Consider the following 17411-nt stretch of genomic DNA (forward strand, 5'->3'; position numbering starts at 1 on the left):
TCCAAGGGAAGTCTGGAAGAAGGACGGCTCAGGCGAACGCGATGGTGTAGATACCCGCGGCGAGGGCTCCGCCGATCAGCGGGCCGACGACCGGGATCCAGGCGTAGCCCCAGTCGGAGCCGCCCTTGTTCGGCAGCGGGAGCAGGGCGTGCACGATGCGCGGGCCGAGGTCGCGGGCCGGGTTGATGGCGTAGCCGGTCGGACCGCCGAGCGAGAGGCCGATGGAGACCACGACGAAGGCGGTGATCAGGGCGCCCAGCACGCCGAGGCCCTTGCCGCTGTCGTTGAGGCCCTGGGTGAGCACGGCGAGCACGAGCACGACGGTGCCGATGATCTCGGTGGCCAGGTTCTGCCAGGTGCTGCGGATCTCGGGGCCGGTGGAGAAGATCCCGAGCACCGGGCCGGGGCCCTCGATCGGCTTCTCGCCGATGGTCTCCGGGTCCGTGAGGTGGGCCCGGAACTGGCCGTAGTAGGCCACCCAGACCAGCGCCGCGCCGATCATCGCGCCGAGTATCTGACCGGCGAAGTAGACGGGCACGTCGCCCCAGGCCCCGTCCTTGATCGCGATGCCGACCGTGACGGCGGGGTTCAGATGGGCGCCCGAGAGGGAAGCCGTCATGTAGACGGCCGTCATGACGGCGAAGCCCCACCCGAAGGTGATCGCGAGCCAGCCCGCGCCGCGGGCCTTGGAGCTCTTGAGCGTGACGGCGGCGCACACGCCGCCGCCGAGCAGGATGAGTACGGCGGTACCGATGGTCTCGCCGAGGAAGATGTCGGAGCTGGACACCCGCGACTCCTTTGTCCTTCGTCCAGGGGAAGGCGAACCACGGGTCCCTCCGATGGTCCGCACCCTCGTGCTGAGGGCGTTGCCGGCCCTTGGCACTGCCACACTCTAGCGCGTATTGCCGTTAGGTGTTCGACAATGCCGACCGGTGAACGGAAGTTTTGCCCCCGGGTTAACAGCGCGTCAAGGGTCTGGGAAGCGAAAAACCCGCCGATAACGCGATCGTTACCGGCGGGTCGGAGGGGGCGCGGGGAGGCCGCGCGGGCCTCAGAAGCGGCCGGCTCCCAGGTCCCGCGAGACCGCGCGGGCGCAGTCCCGCACGGCCGCCACCAGCTCCGGACGCAGCTCGCCGTCCGGGCGGAGCCGCTCCACCGCGCCCGTCACCGCCACCGCCCCCACCGGCATCCGCCGCCGGTCGTGGATCGGCGCCGCCACCGACGCCACGCCCTCCCAGGTCTCCTCCTCGTCCGCCGCCCAGCCCCGGGCCCGCACCGTGTCGAGCAGCGTCTCGAAGTCCCCGAGCGCCGTCGTCGTCCGGGGCGTGAACGCCTCCCGCTCGACCTCCAGCACCTCGCTGTGCGCCACCGGGTCGTACGCCGAGAGGACCTTGCCCAGGGCCGTGGAGTGCAGCGGCTGCATGGCCCCCACCTCCAGGACCTGGCGGCTGTCGTCCGGCCGGAAGACGTGGTGCACGATCAGCACCCCCCGCTGGTGCAGCACCCCCAGGTGCACGCTCTCGCCGCTGGACCGGGCCAGGTCGTCCGTCCAGACCAGGGCCCGCGCCCGCAGCTCGTGCACGTCCAGGTAGCTGTTGCCGAGCCGCAGCAGCTCCGCGCCCAGCTGGTAGCGGCCCGAGGCCGCCTCCTGCTCCACGAAGCCCTCCGCCTGGAGGGTGCGCAGGATCCCGTGGGCCGTCCCCTTGGCGAGCCCGAGCGAGGACGCGATGTCGGACAGACCGAGCCGGCGCTCGCCGCCCGCGAGCAGTCGCAGCATGGCCGCCGCTCTTTCAAGCGACTGGATGTTCTTAGCCATCGCCCGACCCCTATCCCTCTCACGCTGTTCGACAATGCTGAACACTATCGGCCGATGCCGACCTCGCGTCACATTCCACAGTGTCGGTCAAGGAGGGGCAGGACCGGGAGTCCCCGGACACAGGATGCCGTCCGCCCCCTGGGACGCCGTGTCCACCCCGGCCCGAGCGCGGTTACGCTGGCCCCGTGCGCCCTCCACCGAGGGTGCAAAGCCGACAGCCGTCGCATCCCAGGGAGATCGCCCATGGCCCCGTCGCCGTCCCCTTCCGCCTCCGCCCCCGGCTCCGCCCCCGGCTCCGCCTCCGGAGAGAGCGCCGCCGTCCCCGGAGACGCCCGGAGCCGCGCCGCCGCCCTCCGCGAGGCACTCGCGACCCGGGTGGTCGTCGCCGACGGAGCCATGGGCACCATGCTCCAGGCCCAGGACCCCACCCTCGAGGACTTCCAGAACCTCGAAGGCTGCAACGAGATCCTGAACGTCACCCGGCCCGACATCGTCCGTTCGGTCCACCAGGAGTACTTCTCCGCCGGCGTCGACTGCGTCGAGACCAACACCTTCGGCGCCAACCACGCGGCCCTGGGCGAGTACGACATCCCCGAGCGCGTCCACGAGCTCTCCGAGGCGGGCGCCCGCATCGCCCGCGAGGTGGCCGACGAGTTCACCGCCTCCACCGGCCGCCAGCGCTGGGTCCTCGGCTCCGTCGGCCCCGGCACGAAGCTGCCGACCCTGGGCCACGCCCCGTACACCCTCCTGCGCGACGCCTACCAGCAGAACGCCGAGGGCCTCCTGGCCGGCGGCTCCGACGCGCTGCTCGTCGAGACCACCCAGGACCTCCTCCAGACCAAGGCCTCCGTGATCGGCGCCCGCCGCGCCCTGGAGGCCCTGGGCGCCGACGTGCCGCTGATCGTCTCCGTCACCGTCGAGACCACCGGCACCATGCTCCTCGGCTCCGAGATCGGCGCCGCCCTGACGGCCCTGGAGCCGCTCGGCATCGACATGATCGGCCTGAACTGCGCCACCGGCCCCGCCGAGATGAGCGAGCACCTGCGCTACCTCGCCCGGCACTCCCGCATCCCGCTCTCCTGCATGCCCAACGCGGGCCTGCCGGTCCTGACCTCCGACGGCGCCCACTACCCGCTGTCGCCGGCCGAGCTGGCCGACGCCCAGGAGACCTTCGTACGGGACTACGGCCTCTCCCTCATCGGCGGCTGCTGCGGTACGACCCCGGAGCACCTGCGCCAGGTCGTCGAGCGGGTCCGGGACCTCGTGCCCGGCGTCCGCGAACCGCGCCCCGAGCCCGGCGCCGCCTCGCTCTACCAGACCGTGCCGTTCCGCCAGGACACCTCCTACATGGCGATCGGCGAGCGGACCAACGCCAACGGCTCCAAGAAGTTCCGCGAGGCCATGCTGGAGGCCCGCTGGGACGACTGCGTCGAGATGGCCCGCGACCAGATCCGCGAGGGCGCGCACATGCTCGACCTCTGCGTGGACTACGTCGGCCGCGACGGCGTCGCGGACATGGAGGAGCTGGCCGGCCGCTTCGCCACCGCCTCCACCCTCCCGATCGTCCTCGACTCCACCGAGGTGGAGGTCATCCGGGCCGGTCTGGAGAAGCTCGGCGGCCGGGCCGTCATCAACTCGGTGAACTACGAGGACGGCGACGGACCCGAGTCCCGCTTCGCCAAGGTCACCCGTCTGGCCCAGGAGCACGGCGCCGCCCTCATCGCGCTGACCATCGACGAGGAGGGCCAGGCCCGCAGCGTCGAGCACAAGGTCGCCATCGCGGAACGCCTCATCGACGACCTGACCGGCAACTGGGGCATCCACGAGTCGGACATCCTCATCGACACCCTGACCTTCACGATCTGTACGGGACAGGAGGAGTCGCGCAAGGACGGCATCGCCACCATCGAGGCGATCCGCGAACTGAAGCGGCGCCACCCCGACGTCCAGACCACCCTGGGCCTGTCGAACATCTCCTTCGGCCTCAACCCGGCGGCCCGCATCCTCCTCAACTCGGTCTTCCTCGACGAGTGCGTGAAGGCCGGCCTGGACTCGGCGATCGTGCACGCGTCGAAGATCCTGCCGATCGCCCGCTTCGACGACGAGCAGGTCACCACCGCCCTCGACCTGATCTACGACCGGCGCGCGGAGGGCTACGACCCGCTGCAGAAGCTGATGGCGCTCTTCGAGGGCGTCAACACCAAGTCGATGAAGGCCGGCAAGACCGAGGAACTCCTCGCCCTGCCCCTGGACGAGCGCCTCAAGCGGCGCATCGTCGACGGCGAGAAGAACGGCCTGGAGGCCGACCTCGACGAGGCCCTGACGGTCCGTCCGGCCCTGGAGATCGTCAACGAGATCCTGCTCGACGGCATGAAGGTGGTCGGCGAGCTGTTCGGCTCCGGCCAGATGCAGCTGCCGTTCGTGCTCCAGTCCGCCGAGGTCATGAAGACGGCGGTCGCCCACCTCGAACCGCACATGGAGAAGTCGGACGCGGAGGGCAAGGGCACCATCGTCCTGGCGACCGTCCGGGGCGACGTCCACGACATCGGCAAGAACCTCGTGGACATCATCCTGTCCAACAACGGCTACAACGTCGTCAACATCGGCATCAAGCAGCCCGTCTCCGCGATCCTGGAGGCCGCCGAGGAGCACAATGCCGACGTCATCGGCATGTCCGGCCTCCTGGTGAAGTCCACCGTGATCATGAAGGAGAACCTGGAGGAGCTCAACCAGCGCGAGCTGGCCGCCAGGTACCCCGTGATCCTCGGCGGCGCCGCCCTCACCCGGGCCTACGTCGAGCAGGACCTCCACGAGATCTACCAGGGCGAGGTCCGCTACGCCCGCGACGCCTTCGAGGGCCTGCGCCTGATGGACGCCCTCATCGCCGTCAAGCGCGGGGTCCCGGGGGCCTCGCTCCCCGAGCTCAAGCAGCGCCGGGTCCCCAAGCGGGACGCGGCCGCGCTCCGGGTCGAGGAGCCGGAGCCCGGCGGCCGCTCCGACGTCGCCGTCGACAATCCGGTGCCCACCCCGCCCTTCTGGGGCACCCGCGTCGTCAAGGGCATCCCGCTCAAGGACTACGCGTCCTGGCTCGACGAGGGCGCCCTCTTCAAGGGCCAGTGGGGCCTCAAGCAGAACCGGGCCGGCGACGGACCGGCGTACGAGGAACTCGTCGAGACCGAGGGCCGGCCCCGGCTGCGCGGCTGGCTGGAGCGCCTCCACACCGAGAACCTCCTGGAGGCGGCCGTCGTGCACGGCTACTTCCCCTGCGTCTCCAAGGGCGACGACCTGATCATCCTGGACGAGGACGGCAACGAGCGGACCCGCTTCTCCTTCCCGCGCCAGCGCCGGGGCCGCCGCCTCTGCCTCGCGGACTTCTTCCGCCCGGAGGAGTCCGGCGAGACCGACGTCGTCGGCCTCCAGGTCGTCACCGTCGGATCGAGGATCGGCGAGGCCACGGCCAAGCTCTTCGAGTCCGACTCCTACCGCGACTACCTGGAGCTCCACGGCCTCTCCGTCCAGCTCGCCGAGGCCCTTGCCGAGTACTGGCACGCCCGCGTCCGCTCCGAGCTGGGCTTCGCCGGCGAGGACCCGGCCGACGTCGAGGACATGTTCGCGCTGAAGTACCGCGGCGCCCGCTTCTCCCTCGGCTACGGCGCCTGCCCCGACCTGGAGGACCGCGCGAAGATCGCGGACCTGCTGCGACCGGAGCGGATCGGCGTGCACCTCTCGGAGGAGTTCCAGCTCCACCCCGAGCAGTCCACCGACGCCATCGTCATCCACCACCCGGAGGCGAAGTACTTCAACGCACGGTGACCGCGTTCTGACCCGGCGTCGCCGAACGGCGCGTAAAGGGGCGCGTTTCCGGTGACCGGGACGTACACTTGTCCGTCCAGCAGGCCGGTCCTCCTCCCGTACGGCGAGGAGGGCCGGCCTTCTCGTCCCCTCATGGAGGTGTGCCGGATGACCAGTACGGTTCCCGCGTCCCTGTTCCGTACGAACGGCAGCTCCGCCCTCCAGGCGGTCTTCCTCGACATGGACGGGACCCTCGTCGACACGGAGGGCTTCTGGTGGGACGCGGAGGTCGAGGTCTTCGCCGACCTCGGGCACCGGCTCGACGAGGCCTGGCGGGACGTGGTGGTCGGCGGGCCGATGACCCGCAGCGCCGGCTACCTCATCGAGTCCACCGGCGCCGACATCACCCTCCCCGAGCTGACCGTCCTCCTCAACGAGAAGTTCGAGCAGCGCATCGAGCGGGGCGTCCCGCTCATGCCCGGCGCCGAGCGGCTCCTCGCCGAGCTGGCCCGGCACTCCATCCCCACCGCCCTCGTCTCCGCCTCGCACCGCCGGATCATCGACCGGGTCCTCGCCTCGCTCGGCCGCGACCGCTTCTCCCTCACCGTCGCGGGCGACGAGGTCGAACGGACCAAGCCGCACCCCGAGCCGTACCTGACGGCCGCCCGGGGCGTCGGGGCCGACCCCACGCTCTGCGCCGTCGTCGAGGACACGGCGACCGGCGTCGCGGCGGCCGAGGCGGCGGGCTGCCGGGTCGTCGCCGTGCCCTCCGTCACCCCGATCGCGCCCTCCCCGGGCCGGGTCGTCGTGCGCTCGCTCGAAGAGGTCGACGTGCCCTTTCTCCGTACATTGATCACGGGAATCTGAGCTTTCACTGAGCTTTCCCGCGGGAAAACGATCAGGCCATTTGCCGAAAAGGCCTCCGCGTGACGTTGGTCACCCAGAGTGCCGGACGGCAGGTGGCCTGTCCTCGTCCACCGTCCGGAATGCGCCCTTTCGGCGTCCCCATGTGCCCCGATTCGCTCGCGCCCGTCCGCAACGTCCGGCGCATGACTATCGAACCGCACGCATTCATGATCACTGTGCGATTACCCCGGCCCCGGACGGTGGTCCGGCAATAGGAGCGCGGCCCACTAATCTTTCGCGAGTACTTCGCCGCATAACCGCGTGCACCGGCGCACACCCAAGTCGCCGTGAACACAGGACCGATCGCAACATCCGGCCCGATCGCTCCCGCCCCGACCGGGCGGCAGGCGGCGGAGTGTCACTGACCGCTGCAACCCAGTGCCGGATGAGGAGATCGTCCCTGATGAACCGCAAGACCCTGGTGCTCCCGGCCGTGGCCGGCCTGCTCGCCCCCCTTCTCGTCGCCTGCGGCGGATCCGAGGGCGACCGGGCCATCGTGGTCGGCACCACGGACCAGTTCATCGCCACCGAGGACGCCCCCGCCCCGCTCGACCCGGCCTACGCCTACGACACCGGCGCCTGGAACGTCCTGCGGCAGACCGTCCAGACCCTGCTCCACGTGCCCCGCGAGGGCGGCGAGCCCGTCCCCGAGGCGGCCGAGAGCTGCGGCTTCTCCGACAAGGCCAGCGAGAGCTACCGCTGCACCCTCCGCGCCGGCCTCACCTTCGCCGACGGCACCCCCATCACCGCCGAGGACGTCAAGTACTCCATCGAGCGCGTCCTGAAGATCAAGTCGGACAACGGAACGGCCGCCCTCCTCGCCAACATCGACACCGTCGAGACCCAGGGCACCGACGGGATCGTCTTCCACCTCAAGACCCCCGACGCCACCTTCCCGTACAAGCTCTCCACCCCGGTCGCCGGCATCCTCAGCAAGGACAAGTACGCCACCGACGCGCTCCGCGACGGCTTCGACGTCGACGGCTCGGGCCCGTACACCATGAAGGTCGAGCGCGAGGGCGAGAAGGCCGGCCGCTTCGTCTTCACCAAGAACCCGAAGTACAAGGGCGACATCACCCCGCGCAACGACAGGGTCGAACTGCGCCCCTTCGCCGACTCGACCGCCATGGGCAAGGCCCTGGAGAGCAAGGACATCGACATGATGGCCCGCTCCCTGTCGCAGAAGCAGATCAAGGACCTCGCCGAGACGCCCAAGGAGGGCATCAAGACGGTCGAGGTCCCCGGCCTGGAGATCCGCTACCTCGGCTTCAACACCAAGGCCCCCTCCGTCGAGCAGAAGGCCGTCCGCCAGGCGATGGCCGCCGTCGTCGACCGGGGCGCCCTGGTCAACCTCGTCTACGGCCCCACCGCCCAGCCGCTCTACTCGCTGATCCCCTCCAGCATCACCGGCCACGCCACCCCCTTCTTCGACGCCTACGGCGAGCCCGACACCGACCGGGCCGCCCAGCTCCTCAAGAAGGCGGGCATCAAGACCCCGGTCAAGGTGACCCTCAACTACACCACCGACCACTACGGCGCCGAGACCGCCGAGGAGTTCGAGGCGCTCGGCAAGCAGCTCAACGCCAGCGAGCTCTTCGACGTCACCGTCAAGGGCACCGAGTGGTCCACCTTCCGCACCGCCCAGAAGCGCGGCGACTACGCCGTCTACGGTCTCGGCTGGTTCCCCGACTACCCGGACCCGGACAACTACATCGCGCCCTTCCTGGACAGCGACAACTTCCTCAACACCCCGTACGTGAACAAGGTCGTCCGCGACCAGCTCATCCCGCGCTCGCGCCGCCAGGCCGACCGCACCGCCGCGGCCCCCGTCTACGCGCAGATCCAGAAGATCGTCGCCGAGGACGTCCCCGTCCTGCCGCTGTGGCAGGGCAAGCAGTACGTTGCCGCCCGCAACGACCTCAGCGGAGTCGAGTACGCGCTCAACACCTCCTCCGACCTGCTGCTCTGGGAACTGGGTCGCGGCACCGCCTGACCCCTTCGTTGTCCCGGCCGCGCGCCCGCGCGGCCGGCCTGGCAAGAGATCAAGAGGCACGACTGTGAAGGCACACAACAAGTGGCTGACGGCTCCGCTCGCCGCGGGCCTGTCCGCCGCCCTCCTCAGTGGCTGCGGCACCGAACAGGGCGGCGGCTCCGGCGGCTCCGGTGACGGGATACGCGTCGGCATGTCCGACGAGATCCTCTCCACCGACCCGGCGGCCGGCTACGACCCCGGCTCCTGGCTGCTGTTCAACAACGTCTTCCAGTCCCTCCTGGCCTTCCCCAAGGGCGGCCTCGAACCCGAGCCCGAGGCCGCCGACGAGTGCGCCTTCTCCGCCGGCAGCAAGGTCTACACCTGCACCCTGCGGGACGGCCTCACCTTCTCCAACGGCAACGAGCTCACCTCGGAGGACGTCAAGTTCTCCTTCGAGCGGGCCATCAAGATCGCCGACCCGAACGGCCCCGCGCCCCTGCTCTCCAGCATCGACAGCATCGAGACCCCCGACGAGAAGACCGTCGTCTTCCGCCTCAAGGTGCCCGACGCCACCTTCCCCAGCAAGATCGCCTCCGGCGCCGGCTCCATCGTCGACCACCGCGAGTACCCCGCCGACGCGCTGCGCACCGACGGGAAGGCGACCGGCTCCGGCCCGTACAAGCTGGACTCCCTCAGCGACGCCGAGGCCACCTTCTCCGCCAACTCCGGCTACCACGGCACCGCCAAGCGCAAGAGCGACGCGGTCACCCTCAAGCTCTACCGCGGCGACCGCTCCGCCCTCGCCAAGGCCTTCGCCGACGGCGAGATCGACGTGGCCTACCGAGGCCTCTCCGCCGACGACATCGCCGCCCTCGAAACCTCCGACACCACCGGCGACCGGGGCATCGACGTCGTCCAGGGCAGCAGCGCCGAGGTCCAGCACCTCGTCTTCAACATGAAGGACCCGGTCGTCGGCAAGCTCGGCGTCCGCCGGGCCATCGCCCACCTCGTCGACCGCGAGGCGCTCGTCGAGGACGTCTACAAGTCGACGGCCACCCCGCTCTACTCGATCGTCCCGGCCGGCATCAACGGCCACAACACCGCCTTCTACGACACCTACGGCGCCCCCGACGCCGCCAAGGCGAAGAAGGCCCTGCGCGCGGCCGGCGTCAACGACAAGGTGAAGCTCACCCTCTGGTCCACCCCCAGCCGCTACGGCCCGGCCACCGACCAGGAGCTCAAGGCCATCGCCGGCCAGCTCAACGCCAGCGGCCTCTTCGAGGCCGACGTCAAGTCCGTCGCCTTCGAGCAGTACGAGAAGGACATCGCGGCCGGCAAGTACGGCGTCTACGTCAAGGGCTGGGTCCCCGACTACCCCGACGCCGACAACTTCACCGCCCCCTTCTTCGGCGCGGGCAACGTCCTCGGCAACCACTACGAGAACGACGCCATCACCGGCGGCCTCCTCCCGAAGACGGCCGCCGCGGCCGACCGCGCCGGCACCGCCGACGAGTACGTGAAGCTCCAGAACATCGTCGCCGAGGAGCTGCCCATGCTCCCGCTCTGGCAGGGCAAGCAGTACGCCGTCTCCCGCACGGGCGTCACCGGTCTCGAATGGACCCTCGACGCCTCGACCGTCTTCCGCTTCTGGGAGCTCCGCAAGAGCTGAGAACCGGCGGAGAAACCTTCCCCCACGACGAGAGGGGCCCGGCGCACCCGCGCCGGGCCCCTCTGTCGTCTCCGCTACTGGTTGCCGCCGGGCCGCACCAGACCGCTCTCGTACGCGTACACCGCCGCCTGCACCCGGTCCCGCAGCCGCAGCTTCGTCAGCACGTGCCCCACATGGGTCTTCACCGTCGTCTCGCTGACGAACAGGTCCGCCGCGATCTCCGCGTTCGACAGGCCCCGCGCCACCAGCTTCAGCACCTCCACCTCACGGTCGGTCAAGGTGTTCAGCGTGTCGGGCATCTGCTCCTCGCCCGTCGGCAGGTGGGCCGAGTACTTGTCGAGCAGCCGGCGCGTGATCGACGGCGCCAGCATCGCCTCGCCCGCCGCCACCACCCGGATCGCCTGCACCAGCTCGTTCGCCGGGGCGTCCTTCAGGAGGAAGCCGCTCGCACCGGCCCGCAGCGCCTCCACCACGTACTCGTCCAGGTCGAAGGTGGTCAGGACGAGGACCTTCGCCGGACCGTCCCGGCCCGGACCCGTGATCTGCCGGGTCGCCTCCACCCCGTCCATCCGCGGCATCCGGATGTCCATGAGCACCACGTCCGGCTGGAGCGCGCGCACCTGCTCCTGCGCCTGGAGACCGTCCCCGGCCTCACCCACCACCGCGATGTCCTGCTCCGCCTCCAGAATCATCCGGAAGCCGGTGCGCAACAGCGGCTGATCGTCGACCAGGAGGACGCGGATCGTCACAGGGGCTCCTTCAGGGGGCTGGACTCACGGGGCTCACGGGGCCGGCCCCCGCGGAACGGGCCCGGCCCCCGCGGTGCGGGCGGCCCCCTACGGTGCGGGCGGGGCCGGGTCCATTCTGCCCTGCCCCGATCCGCCGGACTCCGGCGGCCGCACCGAAACGATCTCCAGCGGATAGACCGGGGGAGTCCCGCCGAACTCCGGACAGACCGCCCGGTGGTCGCACCAGCCGCACAGCTTCGTCGGCCGCGGCCGCCAGTCGCCCGTCTCCGTCGCCAGCCGGATCGCCTCCCACAGCGCGAGCAGCTTCCGCTCCACCCGCAGCAGGTCCGCCTCCACCGGGTCGTACGTCAGCACCTCCCCGCTGCCCAGGTACACCAGCTGGAGCCGCCTCGGGACCACCCCCTTCAGCCGCCGGACCACCAGGGCGTAGAAGGTCATCTGGAACAGCGCGCCGTCCCGGTACTCCGGCCGGGGCGCCTTGCCCGTCTTGTAGTCGACGATCCGCACGTCGCCCGAGGGCGCCACGTCGATCCGGTCGATCACCCCGCGCAGCCGCAGCCCCGAATCCAGCTCCGTCTCCACGAACAGCTCGCGCTCGGCCGGCTCCAGACGCGTCGGATCCTCCAGCGTGAACCACCGCTCGACCAGCCCCTCCGCCTCGCCCAGCCAGCCCGCGAGCCGCTCCCCGTCCGGGTCCTCCGCGAACAGCTCGCCCAGCTCCGGCTTCGACGCGAGCAGCCGCTCCCACTGCCCCGGCACCATCGCCTTCGCCCGCGGCGCCGTCCGCTCCGCCGCCGGATCGTCGAAGAGCCGCTCCAGCACGGCGTGCACCAGCGTGCCCCGGGTCGCCGCCGGACTCGGCTTCTCCGGCAGCCGGTCGATCACCCGGAACCGGTACAGCAGCGGACACTGCATGAAGTCGCTCGCCCGCGAGGGCGACAACGACATGGGCGCCCTCGGCTCCGCCGGCACCCGCTCGCTCGTACTCATGACCCCGACCCTACGACCCGCCACCGACAACCGGACGCATACCATCGACCCGGGACCCCGTCGCACTGCATGATCGAACCGTGACGCACCGACGCGGGTCACACCGGCGCGACGAAAGGAACCCGTGAACCAGGACGAGCCCAAGCCGCAGCGGACCGAGGAGCCCGGCGGAGGCATCCTCATGGGCCGGCCCTTCGGCGTGCCCGTCTACGTCGCCCCCAGCTGGTTCCTGGTCGCCGCCCTCATCACCTGGGTCTTCGGCGACCAGATCGAACGCGTCCTGCCCGACCTCGGCGCCGCCCGCTACCTCGTCTCCCTCTTCTTCGCGGTCGCCTTCTACGCCTCCGTCCTCGTCCACGAGCTGGCCCACACGATCGCCGCGCTCCGCTTCAAGCTGCCCGTGCGCCGCATCCAGCTCCAGTTCTTCGGCGGCGTCTCCGAGATCGAGAAGGAGAGCGAGACCCCCGGCCGCGAGTTCGTCCTCGCCTTCGTCGGCCCCCTCCTCTCCCTCGTCCTCGCCGGCCTGTTCTACCTCTCCCTGTACGCCGTCGAACCCGGCACCGTCCCCGGCGTCCTCCTCGCCGGCCTGATGATCTCCAACCTGATCGTCGCCGTCTTCAACCTGCTCCCCGGCCTCCCGCTCGACGGCGGCCGGATGCTCCGCGCCGTCATCTGGAAGATCACCGGCAAGCCCATGAGCGGCACCGTCGCCGCCGCCTGGGTCGGCCGCGCCCTCGCCGTCCTCGTCCTCGTCGGCCTGCCCCTGCTGACCCGCACCGGACTCCTCGGCAACTCCACCGAGGACATCAGCGGCTTCGACACCGTCACCGACGCCCTGCTCGCCGCGATCCTCGCCGCGATCATCTGGACCGGCGCCGGCAACAGCCTCCGCATGGCCCGGCTGCGCGAGCACCTCCCCGAGCTCCGCGCCCGCTCCCTCACCCGGCGCGCCGTCCCCGTGGAGCCCGTCACCCCGCTCTCCGAGGCCCTCCGCCGCGCCAACGAGGCGGGTGCCCGCGCCCTCGTGGTCGTCGACGCCACCGGCGAGCCCACCGGCATCGTCCGCGAGGCCGCCATCGCCGCCGTGCCCCAGCACCGGCGCCCCTGGGTCGCCGTCAGCACCCTCGCCCAGGACCTCGCCGACGGCATGCGGGTCCCGGCCGAGCTCACCGGACAGCCCCTCCTCGACCACCTCCGCGCCAGCCCGGCCACCGAGTACCTGGTCGTCGAGGAGACCGGCGAGATCTACGGCGTCCTCTCCACCGCGGACGTCGAGCGGGCCTTCGTGAAGGCCATGGCCCGGCCCGGTTCCTGACCCCGGTACGCGGCTCTCCGGCCCGGAAGCCCTTGATAAGGTGCTCGTATGTCCGAACCGACCGGTGCCGCCCGCCGACGCGGGCCCTTCAAGGTCGGGGACCAGGTTCAGCTGACCGACCCCAAGGGCCGTCACTACACGTTCACGCTCGAAGAGGGAAAGAACTTCCACACCCACAAGGGTTCTTTCCCGCACGACGAACTGATCGGCGCCCCCGAGGGCAGCGTTGTCCGCACCACCGGAAACGTCGCCTACCTCGCGCTGCGCCCCCTGCTCCCCGACTACGTCCTGTCCATGCCCCGCGGCGCCGCCGTGGTCTACCCCAAGGACGCGGGGCAGATCCTGGCCTTCGCCGACATCTTCCCCGGCGCCCGCGTCGTGGAGGCCGGGGTGGGCTCGGGATCGCTGAGCAGCTTCCTCCTGCGCGCCATCGGAGACAGCGGCATGCTGCACTCCTACGAGCGCCGCGAGGACTTCGCCGAGATCGCCAAGGGCAACGTCGAGCGCTACTTCGGCGGCCCCCACCCCGCGTGGCAGCTGACCGTCGGCGACCTCCAGGACAACCTGTCCGACACCGACGTCGACCGCGTCATCCTGGACATGCTCGCCCCCTGGGAGTGCCTGGAGGCCGTCTCCAAGGCCCTCGTCCCCGGCGGCATCCTCTGCTGCTACGTGGCGACCACCACCCAGCTCGCCCGCACCGTGGAGTCCATCCGCGAGTTCGGCTGCTACGCCGAGCCGCAGCCCTGGGAGTCCATGATCCGCAACTGGCACGTCGAGGGCCTCGCCGTCCGTCCCGACCACCGCATGATCGGCCACACCGGCTTCCTCGTCACCGCCCGCCGCCTCGCGGACGGGGTCGAGCCCCCGATGCGCCGCCGCCGCCCCGCCAAGGGCGCCTACGGCGAGGACTACGAAGGCCCCAACAAGGGCTGACGTCCCGACACCCGGGTCACGCCGCCGTCGAGTTCCCGCCCCCGGGAGGAACTCGACGGCGGCTTCCTCGCGTTCGAGCCCTCCCGGGAACGGTCCGGGACCTCCGGAAAACGGTGCGAGCCCGCCGGGAGAAGGCCGTCCGGCGCTCACCCCACGTGTTCCGTCGCCCTGTGACGTGTGGCACGATGCCGGAAACCCTCGCCGCACCACCCCACAGGAGACGTCTCGCGTGCAGCTCCCCGCCGCCCCGGACCTCACCGACCTCGCGCACACCCACGCCGGGCCGATGCACTGGCTGGCCACCGCCACCGCGACCGCCGCGGTCGTCGCCCTCGCGGGACTCCTCCAGCCCGGCCCCGCCGCGACCACCGCCACCGCGACCGCCGCCCCCCGCCCGGCACCCGCCCCCGAGGCCGCGGCGGCCGCCTACCCCCTGGAGTGCGGGGGAGGTCCCCGTACGGTCGCCAAGCGGGTCTCGGGGGACCTCGACGGCGACGGGAACCCCGAGACCGTTGCGGTCGTGCACTGCGAAGCCGGCTCCGGAACCCCGCCGAGCGGCGTCTACGTCCTCACCCGGGGCAAGGGGACGGACGCACCCGCGCGCGTGGTGGCCACGCTCGTCGCACCGGACCAGCACCGGAGCGTCACCGAGCTCGCCGTACGCGACGGGGCGGTGCTCGCCACCCTCCTCGGCTACTCGTCCCTGGACGTGCCCCGCTGCTGCCCGGACGAGAAGGAGCAGGTCAGCTGGCGCTGGCGGGGCGGCGCCTTCGTCCGCGCCGGCCAGGACGAGGCGCGGAGCGCCTGACCCGTCACTCCGCGTCGGGGCCGTACACCTCGACCTTGTCCGCGACCCGGCGCACGTGGATGCAGTCGCCCGGGCACTCCTTCGCGGAGTCCACCACGTCCTGGAGCAGCGGCAGCGGCACCGGGGTGGTGGCGCCGGTGTCCTGGAGGAGCTCGTCGTCGGCGCTCTTCACATAAGCGAGCCCGTCGATGTCCAGCTCGAAGACCTCCGGGGCGTACTGCGCGCAGATCCCGTCCCCGGTGCACAGGTCCTGGTCGATCCAGACCTCCAGCGCCTCGCCGGCGCCCGTCGCCGGGGCCTCGTCCTGCACGGTCATGTCTCCTGCCATTTCTGCTTCGCGCGATAAGTCGGGCCACCCTTGGCGGGTGTTGGCCAATGACGACGATACAACCGCCCGCTTTCAGACGGTGAAGGGTGGGTATTCCCCTGGCGAGAGGGGAAGCGCAAGGGTGAAGATCGGACACACCTCGGAGTCTTTTTGATCTAGGGGTTTCAATCACCACCCACGCAGGTAGGGTCAGGAAGCGTCCAGCTCCCCTTGGAGGAGGTGAGGACCGTGGCAGCCCACGACGACGACATCAACCGCGGCATCCGGCCGGGGCGAGGGTCTGAAGACCCCGCCGGTCAGGTTGCCTATCTCGAGCAGGAAATCGCCGTCCTGCGCCGCAAGCTCGCCGACTCTCCGCGCCATACGAGGATTCTCGAAGAGCGGATCGTCGAGCTGCAGACCAACCTGGCCGGCGTGTCCGCGCAGAACGAACGTCTGGCGAACACGCTCCGTGAGGCCCGCGACCAGATCGTGGCCCTCAAGGAGGAGGTCGACCGGCTCGCACAGCCGCCGGCCGGCTTCGGTGTCTTCCTGCAGGCCAACGAGGACGGCACGTGCGACATCTTCACCGGCGGCCGCAAGCTCCGGGTGAACGTCAGCCCCAGCATCGAGCTCGAAGAGCTCCGGCGCGGCCAGGAGGTCATGCTCAACGAAGCGCTCAACGTGGTCGAGGCCATGGAGTTCGAGCGCGCCGGCGACATCGTCACCCTCAAGGAGATCCTGGAGGACGGCGAGCGCGCCCTGGTGGTCGGGCACACGGACGAGGAGAGGGTGGTGAGGCTCGCCGAGCCCCTGCTGGACGTCACCATCCGCTCCGGCGACGCCCTGCTGCTCGACCCCCGGTCCGGCTACGTCTACGAGGTGGTCCCCAAGAGCGAGGTCGAAGAGCTCGTCCTCGAAGAGGTCCCGGACGTCGACTACGAGAAGATCGGCGGCCTGGGCAACCAGATCGAACTGATCCGCGACGCGGTCGAGCTCCCGTACCTCCACCCGGACCTCTTCAAGGAGCACGAACTGCGGCCGCCGAAGGGCATCCTGCTCTACGGCCCGCCCGGCTGCGGCAAGACGCTGATCGCGAAGGCCGTGGCCAATTCCCTGGCCAAGAAGGTCGCCGAGGTGACCGGCCAGCCCGCGGGGAAGTCCTACTTCCTCAACATCAAGGGCCCCGAGCTCCTCAACAAGTACGTCGGCGAGACCGAGCGGCACATCCGCCTGGTCTTCCAGCGTGCCCGGGAGAAGGCGAGCGAGGGCACCCCCGTCATCGTCTTCTTCGACGAGATGGAATCCCTCTTCCGCACCCGCGGATCCGGTGTCAGCTCGGACGTGGAGAACACCATCGTCCCGCAGCTGCTCGCCGAGATCGACGGCGTGGAGGGCCTGGAGAACGTCATCGTCATCGGCGCCTCCAACCGCGAGGACATGATCGACCCCGCGATCCTGCGGCCCGGCCGGCTCGACGTCAAGATCAAGATCGAGCGTCCGGACGCGGAGGCGGCGAAGGACATCTTCGCGAAGTACCTCACCGGCAACCTGCCGCTGCACGAGGACGACGTCTCCGAGCACGCCGGCTCCAAGGCCGCCGCCGCCCACGGAATGATCCAGTCCGTCGTCGAGCAGATGTACGCGGAGTCCGAGGAGAACCGCTTCCTCGAAGTCACGTACGCCAACGGCGACAAGGAAGTCCTGTACTTCAAGGACTTCAACTCCGGCGCGATGATCCAGAACATCGTCGACCGGGCCAAGAAGATGGCCATCAAGGCCTTCCTCGACCACAACCAGAAGGGCATCCGGGTCTCCCACCTCCTCCAGGCGTGCGTGGACGAGTTCAAGGAGAACGAGGACCTGCCCAACACCACCAACCCCGACGACTGGGCCCGCATCTCCGGAAAGAAGGGCGAGCGGATCGTGTTCATCCGCACGCTCGTCACCGGAAAGCAGGGCGCGGACACCGGACGCTCCATCGACACGGTGGCCAATACCGGTCAGTACCTGTAAAACGCCCACCGGCTGCGGATGCCCGGAAACCGGGCATCCGCAGCCGACGCATTCCATCCAGCATTTCCCCCGGCATCACAGGGGAATACCGCAACTCATCTCCCCACCAGCGCGGAGCCGATCTAGGCTCTTCGG

General features: G+C 70.4%; 13 protein-coding genes. 8 read left to right on the forward strand and 5 right to left on the reverse strand.

The genetic code is table 11. The features are described 5' to 3' along the window. Positions 1 to 28 precede the first annotated feature (28 nt). Positions 29 to 787: an MIP/aquaporin family protein gene (locus tag ADL08_RS01835; RefSeq protein ID WP_053640224.1), complete on the reverse strand. Its 759-nt coding sequence runs from the start codon at positions 785 to 787 to the stop codon at positions 29 to 31. Between the two features lie 264 nt (positions 788 to 1051). Further along, positions 1052 to 1816, reverse strand: a complete 765-nt coding sequence (locus ADL08_RS01840) for an IclR family transcriptional regulator (RefSeq protein ID WP_053640225.1) — start codon at positions 1814 to 1816, stop codon at positions 1052 to 1054. A 243-nt stretch (positions 1817 to 2059) separates the two neighbouring features. Between ADL08_RS01840 and metH the strand changes: the two genes are divergently transcribed. The 4 genes from metH to ADL08_RS01860 all read left to right on the forward strand — a co-directional run bounded on the left by metH (position 2060) and on the right by ADL08_RS01860 (position 10155). Beyond that, positions 2060 to 5629: a methionine synthase gene (metH, locus tag ADL08_RS01845; RefSeq protein ID WP_053640226.1), complete on the forward strand. Its 3570-nt coding sequence runs from the start codon at positions 2060 to 2062 to the stop codon at positions 5627 to 5629. 147 nt (positions 5630 to 5776) lie between these two features. Next, positions 5777 to 6475, forward strand: a complete 699-nt coding sequence (locus ADL08_RS01850; RefSeq protein WP_053640268.1) for an HAD family hydrolase — start codon at positions 5777 to 5779, stop codon at positions 6473 to 6475. A gap of 442 nt (positions 6476 to 6917) precedes the next feature. Further along, complete coding sequence (locus ADL08_RS01855) at positions 6918 to 8507, forward strand: ABC transporter substrate-binding protein (protein WP_053640227.1); 1590 nt, start codon at positions 6918 to 6920, stop codon at positions 8505 to 8507. Between the two features lie 64 nt (positions 8508 to 8571). Next, a complete protein-coding gene (locus ADL08_RS01860; RefSeq protein WP_053640228.1) occupies positions 8572 to 10155 on the forward strand; it encodes an ABC transporter substrate-binding protein in 1584 nt (527 codons plus the stop codon). 74 nt (positions 10156 to 10229) lie between these two features. On the opposite strand, the gene ADL08_RS01865 is transcribed toward ADL08_RS01860, so the two are convergent. Further along, positions 10230 to 10904 carry a response regulator gene (locus ADL08_RS01865; RefSeq protein ID WP_053640229.1) on the reverse strand — a complete coding sequence of 225 codons (675 nt, stop codon included), beginning with the start codon at positions 10902 to 10904 and terminating at the stop codon, positions 10230 to 10232. An 87-nt stretch (positions 10905 to 10991) separates the two neighbouring features. Next, positions 10992 to 11894, reverse strand: a complete 903-nt coding sequence (locus tag ADL08_RS01870; protein ID WP_234351962.1) for a RecB family exonuclease — start codon at positions 11892 to 11894, stop codon at positions 10992 to 10994. 181 nt (positions 11895 to 12075) lie between these two features. Between ADL08_RS01870 and ADL08_RS01875 the strand changes: the two genes are divergently transcribed. The 3 genes from ADL08_RS01875 to ADL08_RS01885 all read left to right on the forward strand — a co-directional run bounded on the left by ADL08_RS01875 (position 12076) and on the right by ADL08_RS01885 (position 14953). Further along, on the forward strand, positions 12076 to 13209 hold the full coding sequence (locus ADL08_RS01875; protein WP_234351963.1) for a site-2 protease family protein: 1134 nt from the start codon (positions 12076 to 12078) through the stop codon (positions 13207 to 13209). A gap of 48 nt (positions 13210 to 13257) precedes the next feature. Then, the gene (locus tag ADL08_RS01880) at positions 13258 to 14145 is read left to right on the forward strand and encodes a tRNA (adenine-N1)-methyltransferase (protein WP_015032448.1); all 888 of its coding nucleotides are present in this window, start codon (positions 13258 to 13260) and stop codon (positions 14143 to 14145) included. Positions 14146 to 14374: 229 nt separating this feature from the next. Continuing rightward, positions 14375 to 14953, forward strand: a complete 579-nt coding sequence (locus ADL08_RS01885) for a hypothetical protein (protein ID WP_053640232.1) — start codon at positions 14375 to 14377, stop codon at positions 14951 to 14953. Positions 14954 to 14957: 4 nt separating this feature from the next. On the opposite strand, the gene ADL08_RS01890 is transcribed toward ADL08_RS01885, so the two are convergent. Beyond that, the gene (locus ADL08_RS01890) at positions 14958 to 15269 is read right to left on the reverse strand and encodes a ferredoxin (protein ID WP_053640233.1); all 312 of its coding nucleotides are present in this window, start codon (positions 15267 to 15269) and stop codon (positions 14958 to 14960) included. Positions 15270 to 15509: 240 nt separating this feature from the next. On the opposite strand from ADL08_RS01890, the gene arc reads away from it, so the two are divergent. After that, a complete protein-coding gene (gene arc / locus ADL08_RS01895; RefSeq protein WP_053640269.1) occupies positions 15510 to 17276 on the forward strand; it encodes a proteasome ATPase in 1767 nt (588 codons plus the stop codon). The last annotated feature ends 135 nt before the right edge of the window (positions 17277 to 17411 follow it).

Origin of the sequence: Streptomyces sp. NRRL F-6492 (assembly GCF_001280125.1) — a bacterium.
Taxonomy (GTDB): Bacteria; Actinomycetota; Actinomycetes; order Streptomycetales; family Streptomycetaceae; genus Streptomyces.